The organism is Nitrospiraceae bacterium (assembly GCA_019637075.1).
Lineage (GTDB): Bacteria > Nitrospirota > Nitrospiria > Nitrospirales > Nitrospiraceae > JAHBWI01.
On record JAHBWI010000001.1, the window covers coordinates 210,944 to 228,862 of the forward strand.

The 17,919-nt window shown below is 62.1% G+C and carries 18 protein-coding genes and 1 CRISPR repeat array (1 of these 19 running past the window's edge); of the genes, 8 read left to right on the forward strand and 10 right to left on the reverse strand.

Annotated features, from left to right (window positions below; genetic code table 11):
- The first annotated feature begins 108 nt into the window (after nucleotides 1–108).
- From KF814_01000 to KF814_01020, 5 genes are all read left to right on the forward strand, one after another.
- Complete coding sequence (locus tag KF814_01000; protein MBX3234702.1) at nucleotides 109–282, forward strand: hypothetical protein; 174 nt, start codon at nucleotides 109–111, stop codon at nucleotides 280–282.
- Between the two features lie 318 nt (nucleotides 283–600).
- Entirely contained in the window at nucleotides 601–1,173 is a 573-nt protein-coding gene (gene rsmD / locus KF814_01005) for a 16S rRNA (guanine(966)-N(2))-methyltransferase RsmD (GenBank protein ID MBX3234703.1), read from the forward strand.
- A complete protein-coding gene (coaD, locus tag KF814_01010; protein MBX3234704.1) occupies nucleotides 1,170–1,658 on the forward strand; it encodes a pantetheine-phosphate adenylyltransferase in 489 nt (162 codons plus the stop codon). Before rsmD ends, coaD begins: the two co-directional genes overlap by 4 nt.
- Nucleotides 1,655–2,851, forward strand: a complete 1,197-nt coding sequence (locus tag KF814_01015) for a pyridoxal phosphate-dependent aminotransferase (GenBank protein MBX3234705.1) — start codon at nucleotides 1,655–1,657, stop codon at nucleotides 2,849–2,851. The genes coaD and KF814_01015 overlap by 4 nt, the downstream gene beginning before the upstream one ends.
- A gap of 111 nt (nucleotides 2,852–2,962) precedes the next feature.
- Nucleotides 2,963–3,346, forward strand: a complete 384-nt coding sequence (locus KF814_01020; protein ID MBX3234706.1) for a transcriptional regulator — start codon at nucleotides 2,963–2,965, stop codon at nucleotides 3,344–3,346.
- Nucleotides 3,347–3,463: 117 nt separating this feature from the next.
- Here KF814_01020 and KF814_01025 read toward each other — a convergent pair whose 3' ends face one another.
- The 4 genes from KF814_01025 to purH all read right to left on the reverse strand — a co-directional run bounded on the left by KF814_01025 (nucleotide 3,464) and on the right by purH (nucleotide 7,784).
- Complete coding sequence (locus tag KF814_01025) at nucleotides 3,464–3,919, reverse strand: hypothetical protein (GenBank protein MBX3234707.1); 456 nt, start codon at nucleotides 3,917–3,919, stop codon at nucleotides 3,464–3,466.
- Nucleotides 3,920–3,969: 50 nt separating this feature from the next.
- A complete protein-coding gene (locus KF814_01030; GenBank protein ID MBX3234708.1) occupies nucleotides 3,970–4,617 on the reverse strand; it encodes a threonylcarbamoyl-AMP synthase in 648 nt (215 codons plus the stop codon).
- 23 nt (nucleotides 4,618–4,640) lie between these two features.
- Nucleotides 4,641–5,918, reverse strand: a complete 1,278-nt coding sequence (gene purD / locus KF814_01035; GenBank protein MBX3234709.1) for a phosphoribosylamine--glycine ligase — start codon at nucleotides 5,916–5,918, stop codon at nucleotides 4,641–4,643.
- A 312-nt stretch (nucleotides 5,919–6,230) separates the two neighbouring features.
- Nucleotides 6,231–7,784, reverse strand: coding sequence for a bifunctional phosphoribosylaminoimidazolecarboxamide formyltransferase/IMP cyclohydrolase (gene purH, locus KF814_01040; GenBank protein ID MBX3234710.1), 1,554 nt, complete (start codon nucleotides 7,782–7,784; stop codon nucleotides 6,231–6,233).
- A gap of 335 nt (nucleotides 7,785–8,119) precedes the next feature.
- Between purH and KF814_01045 the strand changes: the two genes are divergently transcribed.
- The 3 genes from KF814_01045 (at nucleotide 8,120) to KF814_01055 (ending at nucleotide 11,363) form a co-directional block, all read left to right on the forward strand.
- Complete coding sequence (locus KF814_01045; protein ID MBX3234711.1) at nucleotides 8,120–9,049, forward strand: OmpA family protein; 930 nt, start codon at nucleotides 8,120–8,122, stop codon at nucleotides 9,047–9,049.
- Between the two features lie 4 nt (nucleotides 9,050–9,053).
- On the forward strand, nucleotides 9,054–10,325 hold the full coding sequence (locus tag KF814_01050; GenBank protein ID MBX3234712.1) for a hypothetical protein: 1,272 nt from the start codon (nucleotides 9,054–9,056) through the stop codon (nucleotides 10,323–10,325).
- A gap of 318 nt (nucleotides 10,326–10,643) precedes the next feature.
- On the forward strand, nucleotides 10,644–11,363 hold the full coding sequence (locus KF814_01055; GenBank protein MBX3234713.1) for a VPLPA-CTERM sorting domain-containing protein: 720 nt from the start codon (nucleotides 10,644–10,646) through the stop codon (nucleotides 11,361–11,363).
- Nucleotides 11,364–11,396: 33 nt separating this feature from the next.
- On the opposite strand, the gene KF814_01060 is transcribed toward KF814_01055, so the two are convergent.
- The 6 genes from KF814_01060 to KF814_01085 form a co-directional block, all read right to left on the reverse strand.
- Complete coding sequence (locus tag KF814_01060) at nucleotides 11,397–12,413, reverse strand: hypothetical protein (GenBank protein ID MBX3234714.1); 1,017 nt, start codon at nucleotides 12,411–12,413, stop codon at nucleotides 11,397–11,399.
- Between the two features lie 302 nt (nucleotides 12,414–12,715).
- Nucleotides 12,716–13,153 (reverse strand): CBS domain-containing protein, encoded by a 438-nt coding sequence (locus KF814_01065; protein ID MBX3234715.1) that lies wholly within the window; start codon nucleotides 13,151–13,153, stop codon nucleotides 12,716–12,718.
- 392 nt (nucleotides 13,154–13,545) lie between these two features.
- Entirely contained in the window at nucleotides 13,546–13,887 is a 342-nt protein-coding gene (locus KF814_01070) for a hypothetical protein (GenBank protein MBX3234716.1), read from the reverse strand.
- A gap of 291 nt (nucleotides 13,888–14,178) precedes the next feature.
- The gene (locus KF814_01075; GenBank protein MBX3234717.1) at nucleotides 14,179–14,907 is read right to left on the reverse strand and encodes a UPF0149 family protein; all 729 of its coding nucleotides are present in this window, start codon (nucleotides 14,905–14,907) and stop codon (nucleotides 14,179–14,181) included.
- A gap of 112 nt (nucleotides 14,908–15,019) precedes the next feature.
- Nucleotides 15,020–15,205: a hypothetical protein gene (locus KF814_01080; GenBank protein MBX3234718.1), complete on the reverse strand. Its 186-nt coding sequence runs from the start codon at nucleotides 15,203–15,205 to the stop codon at nucleotides 15,020–15,022.
- 61 nt (nucleotides 15,206–15,266) lie between these two features.
- Nucleotides 15,267–15,497, reverse strand: coding sequence for a DUF2061 domain-containing protein (locus KF814_01085; GenBank protein ID MBX3234719.1), 231 nt, complete (start codon nucleotides 15,495–15,497; stop codon nucleotides 15,267–15,269).
- 396 nt (nucleotides 15,498–15,893) lie between these two features.
- Nucleotides 15,894–17,919: direct repeats of the CRISPR family, unit length 36 nt; unit sequence GCTTCAATGGGGCCACGGCAATTGAGCCGTGGAATC; it runs 2,528 nt beyond the window's last position.

Here is a 17,919-nt window from a genome sequence, read left to right on the forward strand (position 1 = left end):
GACGCATCTCGACCACGCAAATAATTGATATTGTTCACTTCTACATTTTGGTGCAGGTCTTGCTTGAGTACGCATACAGCTGTAAACGTCGCCACCCAGGAGGGGAAAATGGAATGTCCGAAGTGCAAAGGCCTGATGATGTTGGAACGGTTCTCTGATTTCTTTCTCATTTTTTACGCCTGGAAGTGCATCAATTGCGGCGCGATCATCGATCGCACGATTTCGTCGAATCGCCGCAAGAGCCTGGCCGCGCGGGAACCGCAGCCGGTGGCGACTCGCTAAGCCGGACGAATCGCCCGTTCCGTTCTGAATTGGCTCGGTGCGCAGGCCGAAACCATCGGCCCCTCTCCAACGCCACGAACTGACCGAAGATTCGGCCCGATTATAGCGAGCCCCTCCACAAGCGTCAAAACGACGAAACCTCGACGGCGTTACAGCGACTCCCCGCCCTAGGGCGGGGAGTGAATGTCTCTCCCACTGCCGACGTCGTCCTGCTCCCCTCGCCGCCCGGCGAGACCGCTCCTTGACCCCTTCAAAAACGCTGTGTTACAGTCCCGTACTCCTTCGCCATGAAGTCATGGCACTCACCTTCGAACGGTCATGCGCATCATCGCAGGGGTTCATCGGGGCCGCCGATTGCAGGGTCCGACGGGACAGGCTATCCGTCCGACGTCGGATCGTGTGAAGGAAGCCTTGTTTTCCATCCTTGGGCAACGGACGCCGGACGCTCGCGTGCTCGACCTCTATGCCGGCACCGGGGCCATCGGTATTGAGGCCTTGAGTCGAGGTGCCACCCATGTCACATTTGTCGAACAGGACCGCCAAGCCCTTCGCCTGCTCGAAGCGAACCTCCGCACCTGCGGCATGGAGTCCCACGCCCAGGTCTGTACCTGTCGCGTCGAACAATTTTTCCGCCGCGGGACGCAGTGGGCCGGCCCGTACGACATTGTTTTTTGCGACCCCCCGTATGACCTCGTACCGGACCTGATCGAACTGATGAACGCGTGGGAGGCCGGCTGGTTTACCGAGCAGGCCGTCGTCGTGTTGGAGCATGCCCGTAAGACCATGCTCCCGCAGATGATCGGCCCGCTGACTCAAGGCAAACGCTATGACTATGGCGACACCGCGTTGACGCTCTTTCACGTCGGACGGCAGGAGCCCCGCCCCTCATGAAAACCGCGGTGTATCCAGGGACCTTCGATCCGATTACGCACGGCCACAGCGACATCATCCGGCGCGGCCTGCGGCTCTTCGACGAAGTCATCGTGGCGGTGGCGCCCAACCCGAGCAAACATCCCATGTTCAACCTGGCCGAACGGCTGGACATGGTTCGCTTGGTGACGAAGGATTTGAAACATCTGGAGGTCATTACATTCGAAGGCCTGCTCGTGGACTTCGTGCAACGGCGCGGCGCGCAAGCCGTGCTGCGCGGCATCCGCGCGATTTCCGATTTCGAGCACGAATTTCAGATGGCCCTGATCAACCGCAAACTGGCCGACTCGGTTGAGACGGTCTTTCTCATGCCGAGCGAAGAGTTTTCTTATTTGTCATCCACCATCATTAAGGATGTCGCGACCCACGGCGGGGGCTTGACGGATTTCGTCCACCCCGAAGTGGCCAGGCGGCTCCAAGAACGAATTCGGAGTTTGAAAGGATGAAGCTCGCAGCCCGTGTCGGACGCATCGTCCCCTCCCCCACATTGAGCATCACTGCCACGGCCAAGTCGATGGCGGCCCAAGGCATCGACGTGATCGACTTCGCCTCCGGCGAGCCGGACTTCGACACGCCCGAACCGGTCAAGGCCGCGGCGGAAGCCGCCATCCGCGCCGGGTTCACGAAGTACACGCCCTCCTCGGGCATCGACGAACTTCGCGGCGCAATCGTGGACAAGCTCCAAACCGAACAGGGCTTGCGCTATGAGAAGTCGCAAATCCTGGTGTCGTGCGGCGCGAAGCACTCACTCTACAACGTGGCCGAAGCCCTCCTCGAAGCCGGCGATGAGTTGATCATCCCCGTCCCCTTCTGGGTTTCGTACCAGGACCAGACGCTTTTGAATGATGCGACCCCCGTTCTCCTTCCGACCAAGGAATCCGAGGGGTACAACATCAGCCCCGAGGAGTTGGAAGCGAAAGTCACGCCGCGCACGAAGGCGATCATCGTCAACAGCCCCTGCAACCCGACCGGTGCGACCTACGATCGCAAGACGTTGGAGGGTATCGCCGCCGTGGCGTTGCGCCACGATCTGCTGATCATCTCGGACGAGATCTACGAGAAGGTCTTGTACGACGGACTCACGCACGTCAGCATCGCCACGCTCGGTCCCGAAGTGGCCGCCCGCACGGTAATCATCAACGGTGTGTCGAAAGCCTACGCCATGACCGGCTGGCGGATCGGCTATGCGGCCGGACCGAAAGATCTCCTCACGGCGATGGCGAATATCCAGAGCCAGAGCACGTCCAATCCCTGCTCGATTTCGCAAAAGGCCGCGGTCGCCGCCCTGCGCCACGGCAATCCCTTCACCGCCACGATGGTGGCCGAATTCGACCGGCGGCGGCGCGTGATGGTCGACCGGTTGAACCGCATGCCCGGGGTCAGCTGCCGCATGCCGACCGGAGCCTTTTATGCGTTCCCGAACGTGAGCGGAGTGTTGGCCAAACGCTGGAACAATCAGCCCCTTGGGTCGGCGGCCAACCTGGCGACCTACTTGCTGAAGGAAGCGCAAGTGGCGCTCGTGCCGGGCGAACCCTTCGGCAGCGACCAGCACATCCGCCTCTCCTATGCGACCTCGATGGAGGCGATCGAGCGCGGATTGACCAGGATCGATGCGGCGCTGCGCAAGTTGACCTCGTGAGCGGGTTCCGACCGGGAACCCGGCCTTGATTCCACCGGAATCGGTGTTATTCAAACCGGCGGCGCTCGATGCGCCGATTCATCGGTTGGGAGCAAGGAAAGGAGAAAACCAGTGCCGATTTACGAATACCAGTGTACGGGTTGCGCCTACCGCTTCGAGGTGAAGCAGAGTATCAAGGACGACCCGATCAAGGAATGCACCCGATGCGGACAGCCGGTGACCAAACTGATTTCTCCGCCCGCCATCATGTTCAAGGGCAGCGGGTGGTACATTACGGATTACTCGGACAAGCTCAAGCCGGGTGGCGGCAACAGCTCCGGCGAAAAGCCCGCCGCAACGGGGGGAGACCAGGCCAAAGCGCCGGCCACCGCAGAGTCGGGCACAGCCGCGAAGCCGGCTGCCGCGGCGGCACCCTCGACTAGCACGACCAGCACTCCCGCCGCCGGTTCATCGAGTAGTTCAGGCAGCAGCTCCTCAGGGTCTTCCACGACATAACTTCCCATCCCGAGGCGCTCAGCTCAAGCCGGCGCACCTCGATCGATGGACGATGGACGTGAGCAGCAGACGTGCCGGGGACGCGTATGCGTCACCGGCAGATCCGTTTGCACAAGGCTAGGCGACGCGCTTGACCGGCGTCGGTTTGGGTTTGGGTTTTGGCTTGGTCTTGGAAGGAGACTGCTTTTTACTCGAGGGCTTGGCCGGTTGTTTGGCGGCAGGTTTCGCGGGGACAGCCTTCTGGGATTTCGCCGCACCCGACTTGGCCTTCTGCGCCCGCTCACGCTCCGCGGCAAGATTGTGCTCGAGCGTGGCAATCATCGCCGACTTTTCTTTATTCACGCGCGTCAGTTCCTCCACGCGTGACTGCAATTCTTCCTTCGCCTTGTTGGCGGCGTTCAACTGATTCTGCAACAGCGACTTGTCCGCTTGCGCCTGCTGCGCCTCGCTGCGCAACTGTTCGATCTGCGCCTGCAACGCCGGCGGCCAATAGTCACATCCGGTGAGGCCGAGCACGGCCAAGAGGCTGAACGAACCGATCGCGAGCGCACGATGGGCGGCACGAATGTTCATGGGCACATCCTCCTTATAGCGGCGAATTATACAGGCTATCGGACGGCAAATCATGGCGAAAGTATGTAGCCCTGTTCTGCCAGCGCGGCGCGGAGCCGGTTTGCGTCCACCACGCCCGGACGCAGCACGCGCAGCGGGCCGCACGTGTCCACCAAGGTGGAGGCGGGGCCTCCGGGAGTGCGCCCTCCGTCCAAGATCACGTCGAGATCCTGCCCAAGCAGGCGCTCGACATCCTCCGGCCGATCGAGCGGCGGTTCCGCCGAACGGTTTGCGCTGGTGCCGGTCAACGGACCCACTTCGCGGAGTAACGCCTGCAGATGGGCGACCGGCGGCAATCTCACACCGATCGTCCCGCTGCCGGCCGTCAGGAGCGACGAAAGCGCCGGCGCGGCGGGAAAAATGATCGTCAGGGGCCCGGGCCAGAATCGGTCCATCAGCAGCTTTGCCGCAGGCGGCACTGATGCCACGAGCGACGCCAGCTGGTCTTGATGTCCGATCAGCACGAGAATCGGTTTGTCCGCGGGCCGCCCTTTGATCTCCTGCAATCGGCGCAGGGCCCATTCATCGGTGGGGCTTACGGCGAGACCGTAATAGGTTTCGGTCGGCAACGCAAGAGCGCCGTGCCGCTCGAGCACGCGGCGGACCGGCACGACGGCCGATTCCCAGGTGGCGGAGGTGAACGGCAGAACGATGGTCATGGACACCGCGAGTCGCAGGGCACTCAGGGGGTGTGGGGCAAGGCGCGGTTGGCGATATCGGTCCGGTAGTGGCGACCATCGAACTGGATCGACGGCACCCGATCATAGGCGGCTTGGCGCGCCTGACGTAGGGTCGAGCCCCAGGCCGTGACGGCCAGCACGCGACCACCGGACGTCACCACGCGATCGCTGTCCCGTTTGGTACCGGCGTGAAAAATCGTGCTGTGCGAGGAACCGGCGGCAGGCGCGAGTCCGTGAATCGGCAGACCGATAGGATAGGGCCCCGGATATCCGCCGGAGGTCAGCACGATGCAGACTGCCGTTTCGGGATGCCATTCCACGGTCAGTTGATCGAGACGATGTTCGACCACCGCCTCCATCACTTCCAGCAAATCGGTCTTCAGAAGCGGCAACACGACTTCCGTTTCCGGATCGCCCATGCGGGCGTTATATTCCAAGACATACGGCACGCCCTTCACGACCATGATACCTGCGTAGAGCACCCCTTGAAACGGCGAGCCGATTCGTGAAAGCGCATCGACGGTGGGCTGCAGAATCTCCCTGGTGACCTGATCGCGCAACGCCGCCGTCCCGAGCGGAGCCGGCGCATAGGCGCCCATGCCGCCCGTATTGGGGCCGGTATCCCCGTCTCCGACTCGCTTGTGATCCTGGGCCGGCACCATCGGGACGACCGTCTTCCCGTCCGTGAAGGCCATGATCGTCAGCTCTTCGCCGTCCAAGAATTCCTCGATCAACACCCGATGCCCCGCTTGTCCGAACACCGACTTTTCCATCGCATCGCGAACCGCCTGCTTGGCCTGCTCGCGCGTCGTGGCCACGACGACCCCTTTGCCCTGGGCCAGCCCATCGGCCTTCACGACGATCGGCACCGGCTCCGCATCGATATAGGCAAGTGCCTGGTCCATCTGCTCGAAGCTGCGGGCCTTCGCCGTGGGAATCCGATTCGCCGCCATGATCTCTTTGGAAAAACTCTTGCTGGATTCGAGACGCGCGGCGGCCTTCGTCGGCCCGAAAATCCGTAATCGCGCCTTTCGGAACTCATCGACGATACCCAGTGCGAGCGGCGCTTCAGGCCCGACCACCGTCAGGTCGATCTGCTCCTTCAAGGCGAAGGCCTTCAGGCCGGCGAGGTCGTCGGCCTTGATCGGCACACAGGTCGCCAGGCCCTCGATTCCCGCATTACCCGGCGCGCAATAGATGGTCGGTTTGCGCGGACTTTGCGCAATCTTCCACACCATCGCATGCTCCCGTCCACCGCTGCCGACAACCAGTACTTTCACAGTTCAACCATTGCTTGATGTTGAGAAATGTATGCCGTCATCTAGGTCTGCGCGAACTCCCCGCCCACGAGACTCGCTTCCGATTCCCACTCTTCGAGGCGGCTCACAATGGCCGTCTCGCTTGCTCGACTCCCAATTCCCACGAGGATGTTCAAACGGTCTGCCGTTCTCACCCGCCTACCCCGGCACGTAGCCACGTGCCTGACCCGGCAAGGCCGCAGGGGGCAAGAGCCCCGAGGCGTACCGTACTTCGTACGTCGCAGGCGGCGAACGATGTGAGAACGCCGCTGGATGACCGTTTCAACATCCGTTTTAGTGGCGGAAGTGGCGCATGCCCGTGAGAATCATCGCCATCCCATGCTCATCCACCGCCTTCGTGACTTCGGGATCGCGGATGGAACCGCCCGGCTGAATGACGCAGGTGATGCCGGCTTGCGCGGCCGCGTCGATGCCGTCGCGGAACGGGAAGAAGGCATCCGATGCCATCACGCAGCCCTTCACTGGCGACTGGGCTTTCATCCCCGCGAGCTTCACCGAATCCACGCGGCTCATCTGGCCCGCGCCGATGCCGACGATTTCGCCGGGGCGGCCGTAGATGATGGCGTTGGACTTCACGTGCTTGCAGACGATCCAGGCGAAGGCGCAGGCCGCGTACTCTTCTTCGGTCGGTTTGCGCACCGTCGGCACCGCGAGTGTCTTCAAGTCCGGCAACACGCCGAGGTCGCGATCCTGTACGATCAAGCCGCCGACCAGTTTCTTGAGGTCGTAGCCCTCGGGGCCGGCCTTTGCGAGCGGACCGACTTCCAACAACCGCAAATCCTTCTTTCGCTTCAACTCCGCCAGCGCCTCCGCGGTGAAGCTCGGCGCGATCACGACTTCGACGAACGTCGAGGTGATCTCTTTGGCAGCCGGCAAGTCCACCGGACGATTGAACGCGAGCACGCCGCCGAACGCCGACACGGGATCGGTCGCACGCGCCTTTACATAGGCCTCGACCGGCGTTGCGCCCAACGCGCAGCCGCAAGGGTTGTTGTGCTTGATGATCGCCACCGCGGTCTGGTCGAATTCCTTCACCAATTCCAAGGCCGAGTTGGCGTCGAGGAAATTGTTGTAGGACATCGCCTTGCCGTGCAGAATTTTCCCGCGCGACACGGAAGGCTCCTTGGAATTGAGATCCCGGTAGAAGGCGCCCTGCTGGTGCGGGTTCTCTCCGTAACGCAAGGTCTCGACGCGCTCGAACTGCAGCGACAGGATCGCCGGGAACTTCACCTCGCTCCCCTGCACCTGCTTTTCGAGATAGCCCGCGATGAGGCTGTCGTAGCGCGCGGTATGCTGGAATACCTTCATGGCCAATTCACGACGCAAGGCCGGGGTGGCCGCCCCGCCCTTCAACGCATCGAGCACCCGCCCATAGTCCTTCGGATCGACGACCACAAGCACGTCCTCATGGTTCTTCGCCGCCGATCGGAGCATCGAGGGGCCGCCGATGTCGATGTTCTCGATCGCTTCCTCGAACGGGCAGTTGGGTTTCGCAATGGTGGCTTCGAAGGGATAGAGATTGACCACGACCACGTCGATGTTGCCGATGTGGTGTTGCTTCATTTGGTCGACGTGGGCCGGTACACTGCGCCGCCCCAGCAAGCCCCCGTGGATCTTCGGATGCAGGGTCTTCACGCGCCCGTCGAGAATCTCGGGCGAGCCGGTGTAGGCCGCCACGTCCGTCACGGGCACCCCCGCGTCCCGGAGCGCCTTGGCGGTCCCGCCGGTGGAGAGAATTTCAGCGCCCAATGCGGCCAATCCCTTGGCCATATCAACCACACCCGTCTTATCGGAAACACTGATCAGTGCCCGCGCAATGCTGGCCATGATGGACTCCTTCGCTCAAGTATATGTTGCAGTTCGGCAGGATTAAGGTCAGACAAAAAACGGCGTGAGAATAGCAGATGGCCCAGGCCACTGCAAGGTCGGGGGACCGCCGAAAAACCGTCGCCGAGAGGCTAGCATGAGACCGAGCGATGTGGTACCCTGCCGACTGTCGCAGGCGCATGAAACGCGGCGCTCGCGCCAATCTCAAGTGATTGTTGAAGTGTGTCCGACTCGCAGAGTCGGACCGCAAACAACGGCTTTTCATTCAGCTCAGTCCGCCCATGCGATTCGTCCCTTCGACGCAGTCGCGTGAGGCCATCCGGTAAAGGCGGCGCATGTCGCGTGGAACGATTCTCGGCATCGGCATCCTAGCCCTCACATTGCTGGCGTTTCTCTGTATTCCTCGTCACCTCCCCGTGGCGCCGGCCGCCGCAGTCCCCGCTTCATTCTCCGCCGTCATCGACAACGGACAACTCACGCTCTCCGGCGTGCTCGCGGGCGAACAGGAAAAAGCGACCGCGCTCGCGCGCTCACAAGAATTGTTCAAGGGCGGAAAGCTCCGCATCACCGACAACCTGGAAGTCACCGAGGGCACGAAGCCGGGCGGCTGGGAAACGGCGCTGCCCTTACTCCTGGCGCAACTCCATGCCCTGCATCCGACGCGCGCCTCCATCACGCTCGAGGGCCACACGCTCACGGTGAAAGGCTCGGTGTCCAGCGCCGAAGCCAAGGCCCGCCTGTTGCGCGACACGGCCGCCGCCGTCGGGTCCGTCGCCAAGGTGCAGGACCAGATCACGATCTCGACATCCGCCGCCGTGCCTGCGCCATCCTCCCCTGCCGCCGCGACCGGCACAGCCGCGACGAGTGCGGCCGCCGCCCCCGCGCCGACCATGGGACGCGCGCAGATCCAAGCCGCAGTCGACGAAGCCATTCGCGGCGAAAGTGTCGCCTTCGAAAGCAACAGCGCCACGCTCACCTCGCGCGGGCGGGCGGTGGTCGATCGCATCGGCAATGCGCTGAAACGGGCGCCGGATTCCTTGATCGAAATCGCCGGCCATACCGATCCCTACGGCGACCCCGAATACAACTTGGAACTGAGCCGTAAGCGGGCCGATGCGGTCCGGCAGTATCTGGTGGACCACGGCAGCACGAATCGCTTCAGCGTCGTCGGCTACGGCTCGACGCGCCCCTTGATCAACGAGCGCACGCGCGCGGCCTCGCAAAAAAACCGCCGCATTGAATTTCGCGTCAAAGAGGAACGGTGACGTTATGGGAGCCCTGATTGCGCAAATGGTGGGATGCTTGCTGGTGGCTGCGGCCATCGGGTTGATGATGGGGTGGCTGCTCCGCAGCTTCGCCACATCGGAAAAGCGCCAACAGCTCTCGGAGATCGCCTCTCGGCTGCGGGGACGCGAGCATGAACTCGACACGCTCAATCATGAACTGAAGGTCCGCACGTCGGCCGTCCAAATGTTGGAAGGCAAAATCATGGCGTCGGAAGCGGCGCTCAAGGATCTGCAGGCTGAGGTCGCGGCGAAGGCCGAGCGCGAACGGACCATGCAAGTGCAGGCCAACGAGCAGAGCGTCCGCCTCCATGCGGCCGAACGCGAACGCGACACGTTACGCGCAGAGGTCGAGACCGCGGAAGCCAACCTCCGCGAGCGGACGGCGAGCCATGCCCAAATGCAGACTCAACTGGAAGCCGCGGAAGATCTCCTGATCAGCCGCGACCAGGAGATCGCCACCCTGAAAACCTGGGTCGAGCAGCTCGCACCGAAAGATGCCGAGATCGCGCGGCTCCGCGCGCGGGTGCAAGAAGTGGAGCCCTTCATCGAGCGTTTCCGCCAGGTGGAACACACGCTGGAGCAGGAACGGGCCGACGCCACCTCGACGCTGCAAGGGAAAGATCGCCATATCGAGCAACTGGAGCACAATCTTCGCCATCAGGACGATCTCCTCAATCAACTACGGGACGAACGGACGGAAAACCTCCAGCGTTTCGAGCGCGACCTCCAAGCGAAGGACGAGGAAATCGGCGCGCTGCAGATCCAAGTACAGGAACTCGCCCCCCTGCGCGCCGAAGTGGCCAAACAACAAACCGCCTTGCAGGAAGCCGAAGAACGCCGCGTCATGGACGTGAGCGAACGCGAGGAAGAAATCTCCGCCCTCCGGAAGCGGCTGGTCGAGTACCGCGTGGCGCAAAAATTCGGCCGCCCCACGCAGCGGACCGACCAGGCCGGCACGAGCAAATCGACCGCCGCGCCCACGCCGCCCCCTGCCTTCACCGACGGATCAGTCTCTACGCCGCAAGCCCCCGCCGACAAAGACGACTTGAAAAAGATCCATGGCATCGGGCCGGTCATGGAACGGGTGCTCAACCGGATGGGCATGTTTACGTTCAGGCAGATCGCCGAGTGGGACCAACTCGACATCGAACACGTGGCTTCGGAACTGAACACCTTCCCCGACCGTATCCACCGCGACAAGTGGGTGGACGGCGCGAAGCAGCAACATTTCCTCAAATACGGCGAAGAGCTGTAGCAGACAAGCTCGAATAGTGTTGCAGCAGTCCGTTCCACTATCCCGAATCTGACCTCGCTGCCCCGCTTCACTCCCCGTTATCTTCTGGTTCATCCTGCAACAGCGACGAAGGATGCACATTCCTGTGCGAAGGGGTGCCGTTCAGCGACAGGCCGGTCAGCAGCGGCCGATCGGCACTGGCGCAAGATCAACAGCTTGCCTAAGATCGCGACGGCATTCGCCATGCAGGGATGGGCACCGGCATATGCAGGGAGCCTTGGGGCAACCGCCTGGAACACGGCTTGAACGCACAGGCAACTCGACGAGAAGGGACGGAGCATGACGAGGACGAGATGGACGGCAGCATGGCAAGCGAGCTTGCTCACCGGGGTCCTGACACTGGGCACCGCTACGGCATCCGACGCCACCATCCTGACGTTTGATATCGGCGGGGCGCAGAACTTCGACGAGATTTCCTCCCCCTACGGCAGCAACGTGACGTCGCTCACGAGCGGCAGCTTCTCGTATGGACAGGGAAATGGATTCACGCCGAACATCGCCGTCGGCTATGCGACGAAGGACCTCACGACCAACGCCGTCGTCTCGCCGACCTTGCTGCATTGGGATGTCGGCAACGGTGATTTGGTGAACGTGGCCTTCCCAAGCCGACTGTCGGGCCACTACGGCGAGATCGCGCTGCTGCCGCAGGCGGGCACGCAGGTCCGCCTGAACAGCTTCGATCTCTCCGGCTTCGCAGGCAATGTTCCGGGACAAACCGTGCGCGTCATGGACGGCCTCGGCACGCTGGCGGAATTCACGAACTTCACGGTGATCGGCGACGGACCGGGCCACAGCCCCTTCGCCTTCGGGCCTGGCCTCGTCTCGCGCAGCGGCGCCTTGCGGGTGCAATTCGGCTTCGACAATTGGGACGTGGCGATCGACAACGTCAACTTCGACCAGCTCGCGCCGGTGCCGTTGCCGCCCGCCGTCTTGTTGATGGGCACAGGGCTGGCCGGTCTGGGAGCCTGGCTACGCCGTAGCCCGACCAAAACCGCCTAATCAGCAGAATTGCAGCCATGGCCTCGACACCGGCTACCGATCCCTCCGAAGCCTGAAGGCGTCGTCGGCGAGGCCGGAGGTCAGGCTCACGAACGCGCGCTCCTCCTCTCCCGCACAGGCGCCGCCCATGGCTGATCTTACGACCGCCGGCCTACGCCCCTCGGCCTGATCGTTCGAAGCCGTCTCCCATCGCTCCCGCCGAAGTTCCTGCCCCGCGCGCGTGCGATAGACCAGCTCGTCGGTCTCCAAGTCATACTCCGGAATGTCCGGACTCGCCCATCGCTGCGCGAAGTAATGCGCATAGAGACTGTACAGGCCGTGGGCCTTCCCGTTGCGTCGCAGCACATACTCCGGCATCGCCTCGACGTCGAGGTCCGCGTGGTAGTGCTGCAACCACAGGTGGTCGCCGAGAATCACCAGCTTGAGCAGCGGCGGATCGGCATAGAGTTTCAGCGTGACGCTTTTACCCAGCAGCTTCAGGCGCTTGAGCAACGCAATGCTCTGCCGCACCTCCGCGCGAAAGGCTGCCAGCGTCGAATGCCCCTGGGCCTGAATCCGCGCGCTCGCATCCGCGCCGAACGGATTCACCAACAGAATCTTGGCCTCCACGCAGCGATCGAGCACCGAGGCAAGATCGCCCATCTGGTCCACGAACGTCCCGTAGCCGCTCGACCCGAGCACCATGAGCGACTGCCCGGTCCCCTGCTCTTCCTTCAATGCCTTGATCCGTCGCTGCGCCCCGGCCGTGCGCCGCGGGTAGAACGAGACCAGGCCGGCGCCGGCCGCCGCGGCGGCGCGCGCGCGATCCTCCAGCACGCGATGCCCCAGGCTGAAGAGGGCGATCAACAAGACCGCGGCAGACATCTCGACCGCAATCAGCGAGAAGGCCTCATGCTCCACCTTCGCCCAGAACGATAAGAACGTCCGGGCCGCGGCCGGGAGCAGCAGCGCGATACCCGCGCTCATCGCCACGATCAGCATGTGAAAGAGGCTGCCCGCCGCGTTGCGGAGGACGGCCTGAAAACGAAACCAACAAGCGTGAAACAACACAACACCTCGTGAAATGTAAATGACCGACTACCCGCAGCCAGCATCCGGCCTGCCTCTCGGGAGACGATCGCATCGTCTGCGAAGGGTACAGCCGGACCGACTACGCTACGGCGCAGGGTCGACAGATTCTCGCGAAAGACTTGAAAGGATTCGGAGGCTGGAAGGGCCCCGGAAGCACCGGAGGTCTGACACGAACGAGGTCACAGTAACAGATCGCCTGACAGGACGCAAGACAACCCCTGGAGGCGGCCCCATGAGTCCGCCGCCTCCTCCGGCCCCCGCCTATCACGATCCCTACCGCCTTACGGCCAATAAAACGACGTGGCCTTCACGTAGCCGAACAGAATATCCTGCCGCGCCACGATGCCGACCAGCAACCCATCTTTCACCACGGGGACGCGGATCAAGTGCCGCTCCTGCAGGATGTGAATCACCTCCATGATCGGAAGGTCCTGCGCGACCGTGACGACCTGGCGCGTCATGATGTCCGAAGCCATCACCGTCTTCAGATTCTCGCCCCGCTCCATCGCATGCAGCAGGTCGAACTCCGACACGACCCCCAACAACCGCCGATCGTGATCCACCACCGGCATGCTGCCGAAATGGTGTTCGGTCAACAGATCGGCGATGCGCGCGCCCGTCGTATCCGGGCCGATCGCGTAGACGCTGTCCTCCATCACGTCATGCACCGTAAGGGATTTGGGATCGCAGGCCCGAACCATGAACTCCGTGGCTCTCATGACGCACCTCCTGCGCGAACGCGCCGTGGATGGAACGGTGAGGGAACTCGGCACAGAGCGGTCTGTATGGGTGACGGGAGGGAAAGACACGGATGGAAGAGGAGGCGGAAGCAGGCATGAGAGCCTCCGAGATCGCCTCACCGAAACAGGAACCGTAGCCGGCAATGGGAAGTGTACGCTCCTCTCCGCAAGGACTCAAGAGGAGAAGCGGCGAGGTCCAGGGCGTGAAGGACCATGCGGTCCGCCACGCGACGAAGAAGGCGCGTCCTGTTTGCGGACGGGCGCGAGACGGTGAGCCGGCACTGTCCGGATGGCCCAACGTACTGCCGATAGTACGTTGGGCCCCTGAGCGATGCGAGAACGTAGCCGGCGGGCGTGATCAACAGCCTGAGCTACTTCACCTCTACCGCCATGCCCTGCACCTGCGTACAGGCCCGGCTGAACAGGATGAAGAACTGCCAATACCCGTCCACCGTCACCTCCGTCAGCGCTTCCGCCAACGGCCGCTTCCGCAGCGCATCCGCCACGGCATCGCGCAACTCGTTCCCGTTCGTGAGGGGCACCAAGCCGAGCAGATGGTAGACGCAATCCTCGCCCTCGACCCTGCCGAGTTCGGTATAGCCGCCCGGCGCCAGCGGTTTTGTGGAGGGCGCGATCCCGCCCGGATGGTGCACGCAACCGGCGAACACAAGCCCGGCAACAAATAAGACGGCAAGACTGGTCATTCGTCCCATAGATACCTCCCTGCAGACCCGCAACCGAACCGGCGCGACCCTGGATAAAAATACATCGAACCCGCCGGCGTATGTTCGGCGGGCTGCCGCACGCAATCTGCTGTGTGTCGTGAGCTACGAGGCCGGAGTCAACGAAGTGACAAAGGCGGCAGCCGTGACGTTCCGCTGCGGCGCATCATGATGCAACTGTTCCCGTTGAATATGAGGAAATGAGCGGACGGAATCAACCCAGAATCTGCGGCTGTTCGAAACTGCACCGCGCTGTCGCAGAGAGAATCAGGAGAGACCCGATCAGTTTTTTCCGCAGCACCGCTTAAATTTTTGACCGCTGCCGCAGGGACAGGAATCGTTGCGACCGATCTTGGGAGGCGCCGGATGCGCCCCGCCCGGAACACCGCTGTCACGTCGAGCCTGATAGAGCGCACGCCCGATCCGGACATACTCGCTCATCGCATCGGGAAACAGCTCGACGATGGTGCCGGCCCATTGGGCCAGCGTTCGGCCGTTTCGCTCCTCCCGATGGCAGGCCTCTGCGAGTTCCCGCGAGGCAAAGAAGCTCAGCACCATCACCAGCGATCCCACGACCTCATCGAGTTCGTCACCGATCGCCTCCTCCCAGAGTTCCTCGAGATAGGCGTGGCCCCGTACGAATCCCCTCGCCCATTGGCTGACCGGCGCAGCCGAATCCAGGTTATCGAGCGGGTCAACCCGAAAGGCACAGGCCGGAGGAAACGAACGTTGCTTTCCCAGTGGATCGCGCACGACCTCATTGTAGAGTGCCATCATAGCCTGGGTGATCGCTTGGACCTCTTCGATCGTATCGTAGCCTCCGCTTTCATTGTTGAAGACCATGGGCATCCATTCGGAAGGCGGAATCAACTCCGGCCCGTTGGCAAGACTGAAGAGAAACCCTGCGAGTTCGGGATAGGTCAACGTGCCATGAGGCCGCCGGGGGGCGGAAAGAAACCGTTGCAACAATTCAGCATGAACCGCGGTAAAGCGAGGCATCGGTGTCGGCATGGCGGCATGATAGGCCGAACGGTCTTGAGATGGAAGTGGCAATGCGAAATCTACGGCGCGAAACCGGATGGGCGAAACGATGGGAACATCCTAAACAAAAGAGCGAGCTGGGTCAGCAAGGAGGCTCCGAACCTCGCGGCTTCGCGAGACGGAAGCGGATCACGTCGCCGGTCGACGTCGCACGGCTCACGCAATACAAGTCCACGTCCTCCCGCCTGACCGGCCGCTTAACCGGGCCGAAGAACGCAGGCCACGCCTTACTGAAGAATGATTTCAGCCGCGCAAGCCATTCCGTCATACGATGCCCTCCTCTCCATTGTGCGAATCACCGGCACCCGAAACCGTTGCCACAAGCGCGCTCACCCGCGAGCGGCCTCACCCTCATCGAGTCCCCAAGGGACCTGCGCCCAGGCCCGTTCATGGAGAAAATAGGCGACCGTCGTGTAGAGGTTGCTGGCAATCATGAAGCCGATCGCCACGCGCACCATGCCGGTGAACAGGTAAATCGTCACGAAGTCGAGGCACATGATCACGACACGGTAGGTGACCGCCTTCGCGACGGATCGACGCCACAACACCGTTCTCGCCATGATGGCCTCCCCTGCGCGCGCAAGCAACCGTGAAGGGCCTTCCCTTCACGGCAATACGTCCGAGATACCTGGGGCCGGCATCCAGTGAGGTGGACGCCCCGCCACCGCCGTCTCATAGATGCGTTGTGGATCCAAGCCAACGGCCTTTGCGTGCGCCGACCACATCCTGACGGTGCTCACCTGAACGGGGTTCTGCATCGCCGGCGCAAGTCGCATCACGTAGTCCATTTCCTGTGCATCGCACGGACATTTGGGAGTAGAAGACATTGACGGTGTCATGAGAGCAACAGGCTCCTTCTTCACAAGCATGGAAGGGATAGGATTCGGCTCTAATTCTCACTCGCCTCAAGGAAAGCCGCAACGGTGCCACACGCTAAAGTCCCTAGAATGACACATATTTCAATGGGGCCACAGCAATTGAGCCGTGGAATTGCGATGCCTGAGCCCTCGGCCACATCTCATCTGCCCGCTTCAATGGGGCCACGGCAATTGAGCCGTGGAATCAGATTGCCATTTCGACCTCAGCCTCACCGGTTTCTCGGCTTCAATGGGGCCACGGCAATTGAGCCGTGGAATCTTGGTGTGGTCCTGGCGATCTACGCCTATCGTAAGGTGCTTCAATGGGGCCACGGCAATTGAGCCGTGGAATCGTGTCCGCCGTCCGTCCTCCGCGCGGACCACGAGCAACTGGCTTCAATGGGGCCACGGCAATTGAGCCGTGGAATCTGCGCAGTTTGCAGAGAAGAATAAGCGCACCTTTTCGCTTCAATGGGGCCACGGCAATTGAGCCGTGGAATCGACACCCAGGTGCGGAAGGCGTGAGGCCAGGAGACAAAGCTTCAATGGGGCCACGGCAATTGAGCCGTGGAATCGAAATCCCTCCGCGAGCGGCTCGGCCTCACCCAGGAGGCTTCAATGGGGCCACGGCAATTGAGCCGTGGAATCAGCGCCTTATTCTGCTGATTCACCCACGCTTCGACGCTTCAATGGGGCCACGGCAATTGAGCCGTGGAATCCGACGGCGTACAGCCCGTCCGCGGCGACATACAAGTAGCTTCAATGGGGCCACGGCAATTGAGCCGTGGAATCTTCCAGAGCCGTGATCAAGTGGCGCGTGCTTCTGGCGCTTCAATGGGGCCACGGCAATTGAGCCGTGGAATCCTCACGCATACGATCCATGTGAAGGACGGGGAGCTGCTTCAATGGGGCCACGGCAATTGAGCCGTGGAATCGTTGAACGTCTGCATCACCATTGAAGAAATCAGGCTCAGGCTTCAATGGGGCCACGGCAATTGAGCCGTGGAATCGAGGGCAGACGATGACTGAACCCTCGGAATTTTCTAGGCTTCAATGGGGCCACGGCAATTGAGCCGTGGAATCGCGATGGCCTGCAGCGCGGTCGGCACGATCAGCTGCGGCTTCAATGGGGCCACGGCAATTGAGCCGTGGAATCTCAGTGTCGCCCGCAAGCCCGTCGCCGATCCCGTAGCTTCAATGGGGCCACGGCAATTGAGCCGTGGAATCCTCGTCGAACGACAAAGCGGTCTAGGTGGTACGCTCGCTTCAATGGGGCCACGGCAATTGAGCCGTGGAATCACGTCGTCGTGCCGGAACGCTACGTCATTGTGGTTGCTTCAATGGGGCCACGGCAATTGAGCCGTGGAATCAGCTCGAGCACCTGGCGCGCCCCCGAAGGCGTCACCGCTTCAATGGGGCCACGGCAATTGAGCCGTGGAATCCGTGCCGGTCTTGAAAACCGTGGACCAGTGATCCTGGCTTCAATGGGGCCACGGCAATTGAGCCGTGGAATCACCGACGTTGGGACTGATGGCGGAAGCCGGATCACCGGCTTCAATGGGGCCACGGCAATTGAGCCGTGGAATCGTCATCATGGCGTCCGCATCCGTGCGGCACTGCCCGCTTCAATGGGGCCACGGCAATTGAGCCGTGGAATCCAACACCCAGGCTATGGATTGATTAGCTTCACTGGGCTTCAATGGGGCCACGGCAATTGAGCCGTGGAATCACCACAACTCGCCCAGAGCATGTTCCAGCAGTATGCGGCTTCAATGGGGCCACGGCAATTGAGCCGTGGAATCTCCACCCGCTGAGGCGGACCAATACACATTGAACCCCGCTTCAATGGGGCCACGGCAATTGAGCCGTGGAATCTACCGTCGTCTTGACGCGATCGCGCGGCACATGGCGGCTTCAATGGGGCCACGGCAATTGAGCCGTGGAATCACCGCCTCTGAACGGGTCCGGTGTTTCCGACAGGTGGGCTTCAATGGGGCCACGGCAATTGAGCCGTGGAATCGGGAATCTCGTGGGCCAGATCGTCTGCGACAAGACGGCGCTTCAATGGGGCCACGGCAATTGAGCCGTGGAATCTTACGGGGTGCATGTGTGGGTCGTCGCGCAT

Coding starts and splice junctions, on each gene's coding strand:
- KF814_01070 (MBX3234716.1), bottom strand. CDS start 13,887: ATGGGACGAATGACCAGTCTTGCCGTCTTATTTGTTGCCGGGCTTGTG.
- rsmD (MBX3234703.1), top strand. CDS start 601: ATGCGCATCATCGCAGGGGTTCATCGGGGCCGCCGATTGCAGGGTCCG.
- KF814_01085 (MBX3234719.1), bottom strand. CDS start 15,497: ATGGCGAGAACGGTGTTGTGGCGTCGATCCGTCGCGAAGGCGGTCACC.
- KF814_01000 (MBX3234702.1), top strand. CDS start 109: ATGGAATGTCCGAAGTGCAAAGGCCTGATGATGTTGGAACGGTTCTCT.
- KF814_01050 (MBX3234712.1), top strand. CDS start 9,054: ATGGGAGCCCTGATTGCGCAAATGGTGGGATGCTTGCTGGTGGCTGCG.
- KF814_01055 (MBX3234713.1), top strand. CDS start 10,644: ATGACGAGGACGAGATGGACGGCAGCATGGCAAGCGAGCTTGCTCACC.
- KF814_01075 (MBX3234717.1), bottom strand. CDS start 14,907: ATGCCGACACCGATGCCTCGCTTTACCGCGGTTCATGCTGAATTGTTG.
- KF814_01045 (MBX3234711.1), top strand. CDS start 8,120: ATGTCGCGTGGAACGATTCTCGGCATCGGCATCCTAGCCCTCACATTG.
- KF814_01025 (MBX3234707.1), bottom strand. CDS start 3,919: ATGAACATTCGTGCCGCCCATCGTGCGCTCGCGATCGGTTCGTTCAGC.
- KF814_01080 (MBX3234718.1), bottom strand. CDS start 15,205: ATGACGGAATGGCTTGCGCGGCTGAAATCATTCTTCAGTAAGGCGTGG.
- coaD (MBX3234704.1), top strand. CDS start 1,170: ATGAAAACCGCGGTGTATCCAGGGACCTTCGATCCGATTACGCACGGC.
- KF814_01030 (MBX3234708.1), bottom strand. CDS start 4,617: ATGACCATCGTTCTGCCGTTCACCTCCGCCACCTGGGAATCGGCCGTC.
- purH (MBX3234710.1), bottom strand. CDS start 7,784: ATGGCCAGCATTGCGCGGGCACTGATCAGTGTTTCCGATAAGACGGGT.
- KF814_01065 (MBX3234715.1), bottom strand. CDS start 13,153: ATGAGAGCCACGGAGTTCATGGTTCGGGCCTGCGATCCCAAATCCCTT.
- KF814_01015 (MBX3234705.1), top strand. CDS start 1,655: ATGAAGCTCGCAGCCCGTGTCGGACGCATCGTCCCCTCCCCCACATTG.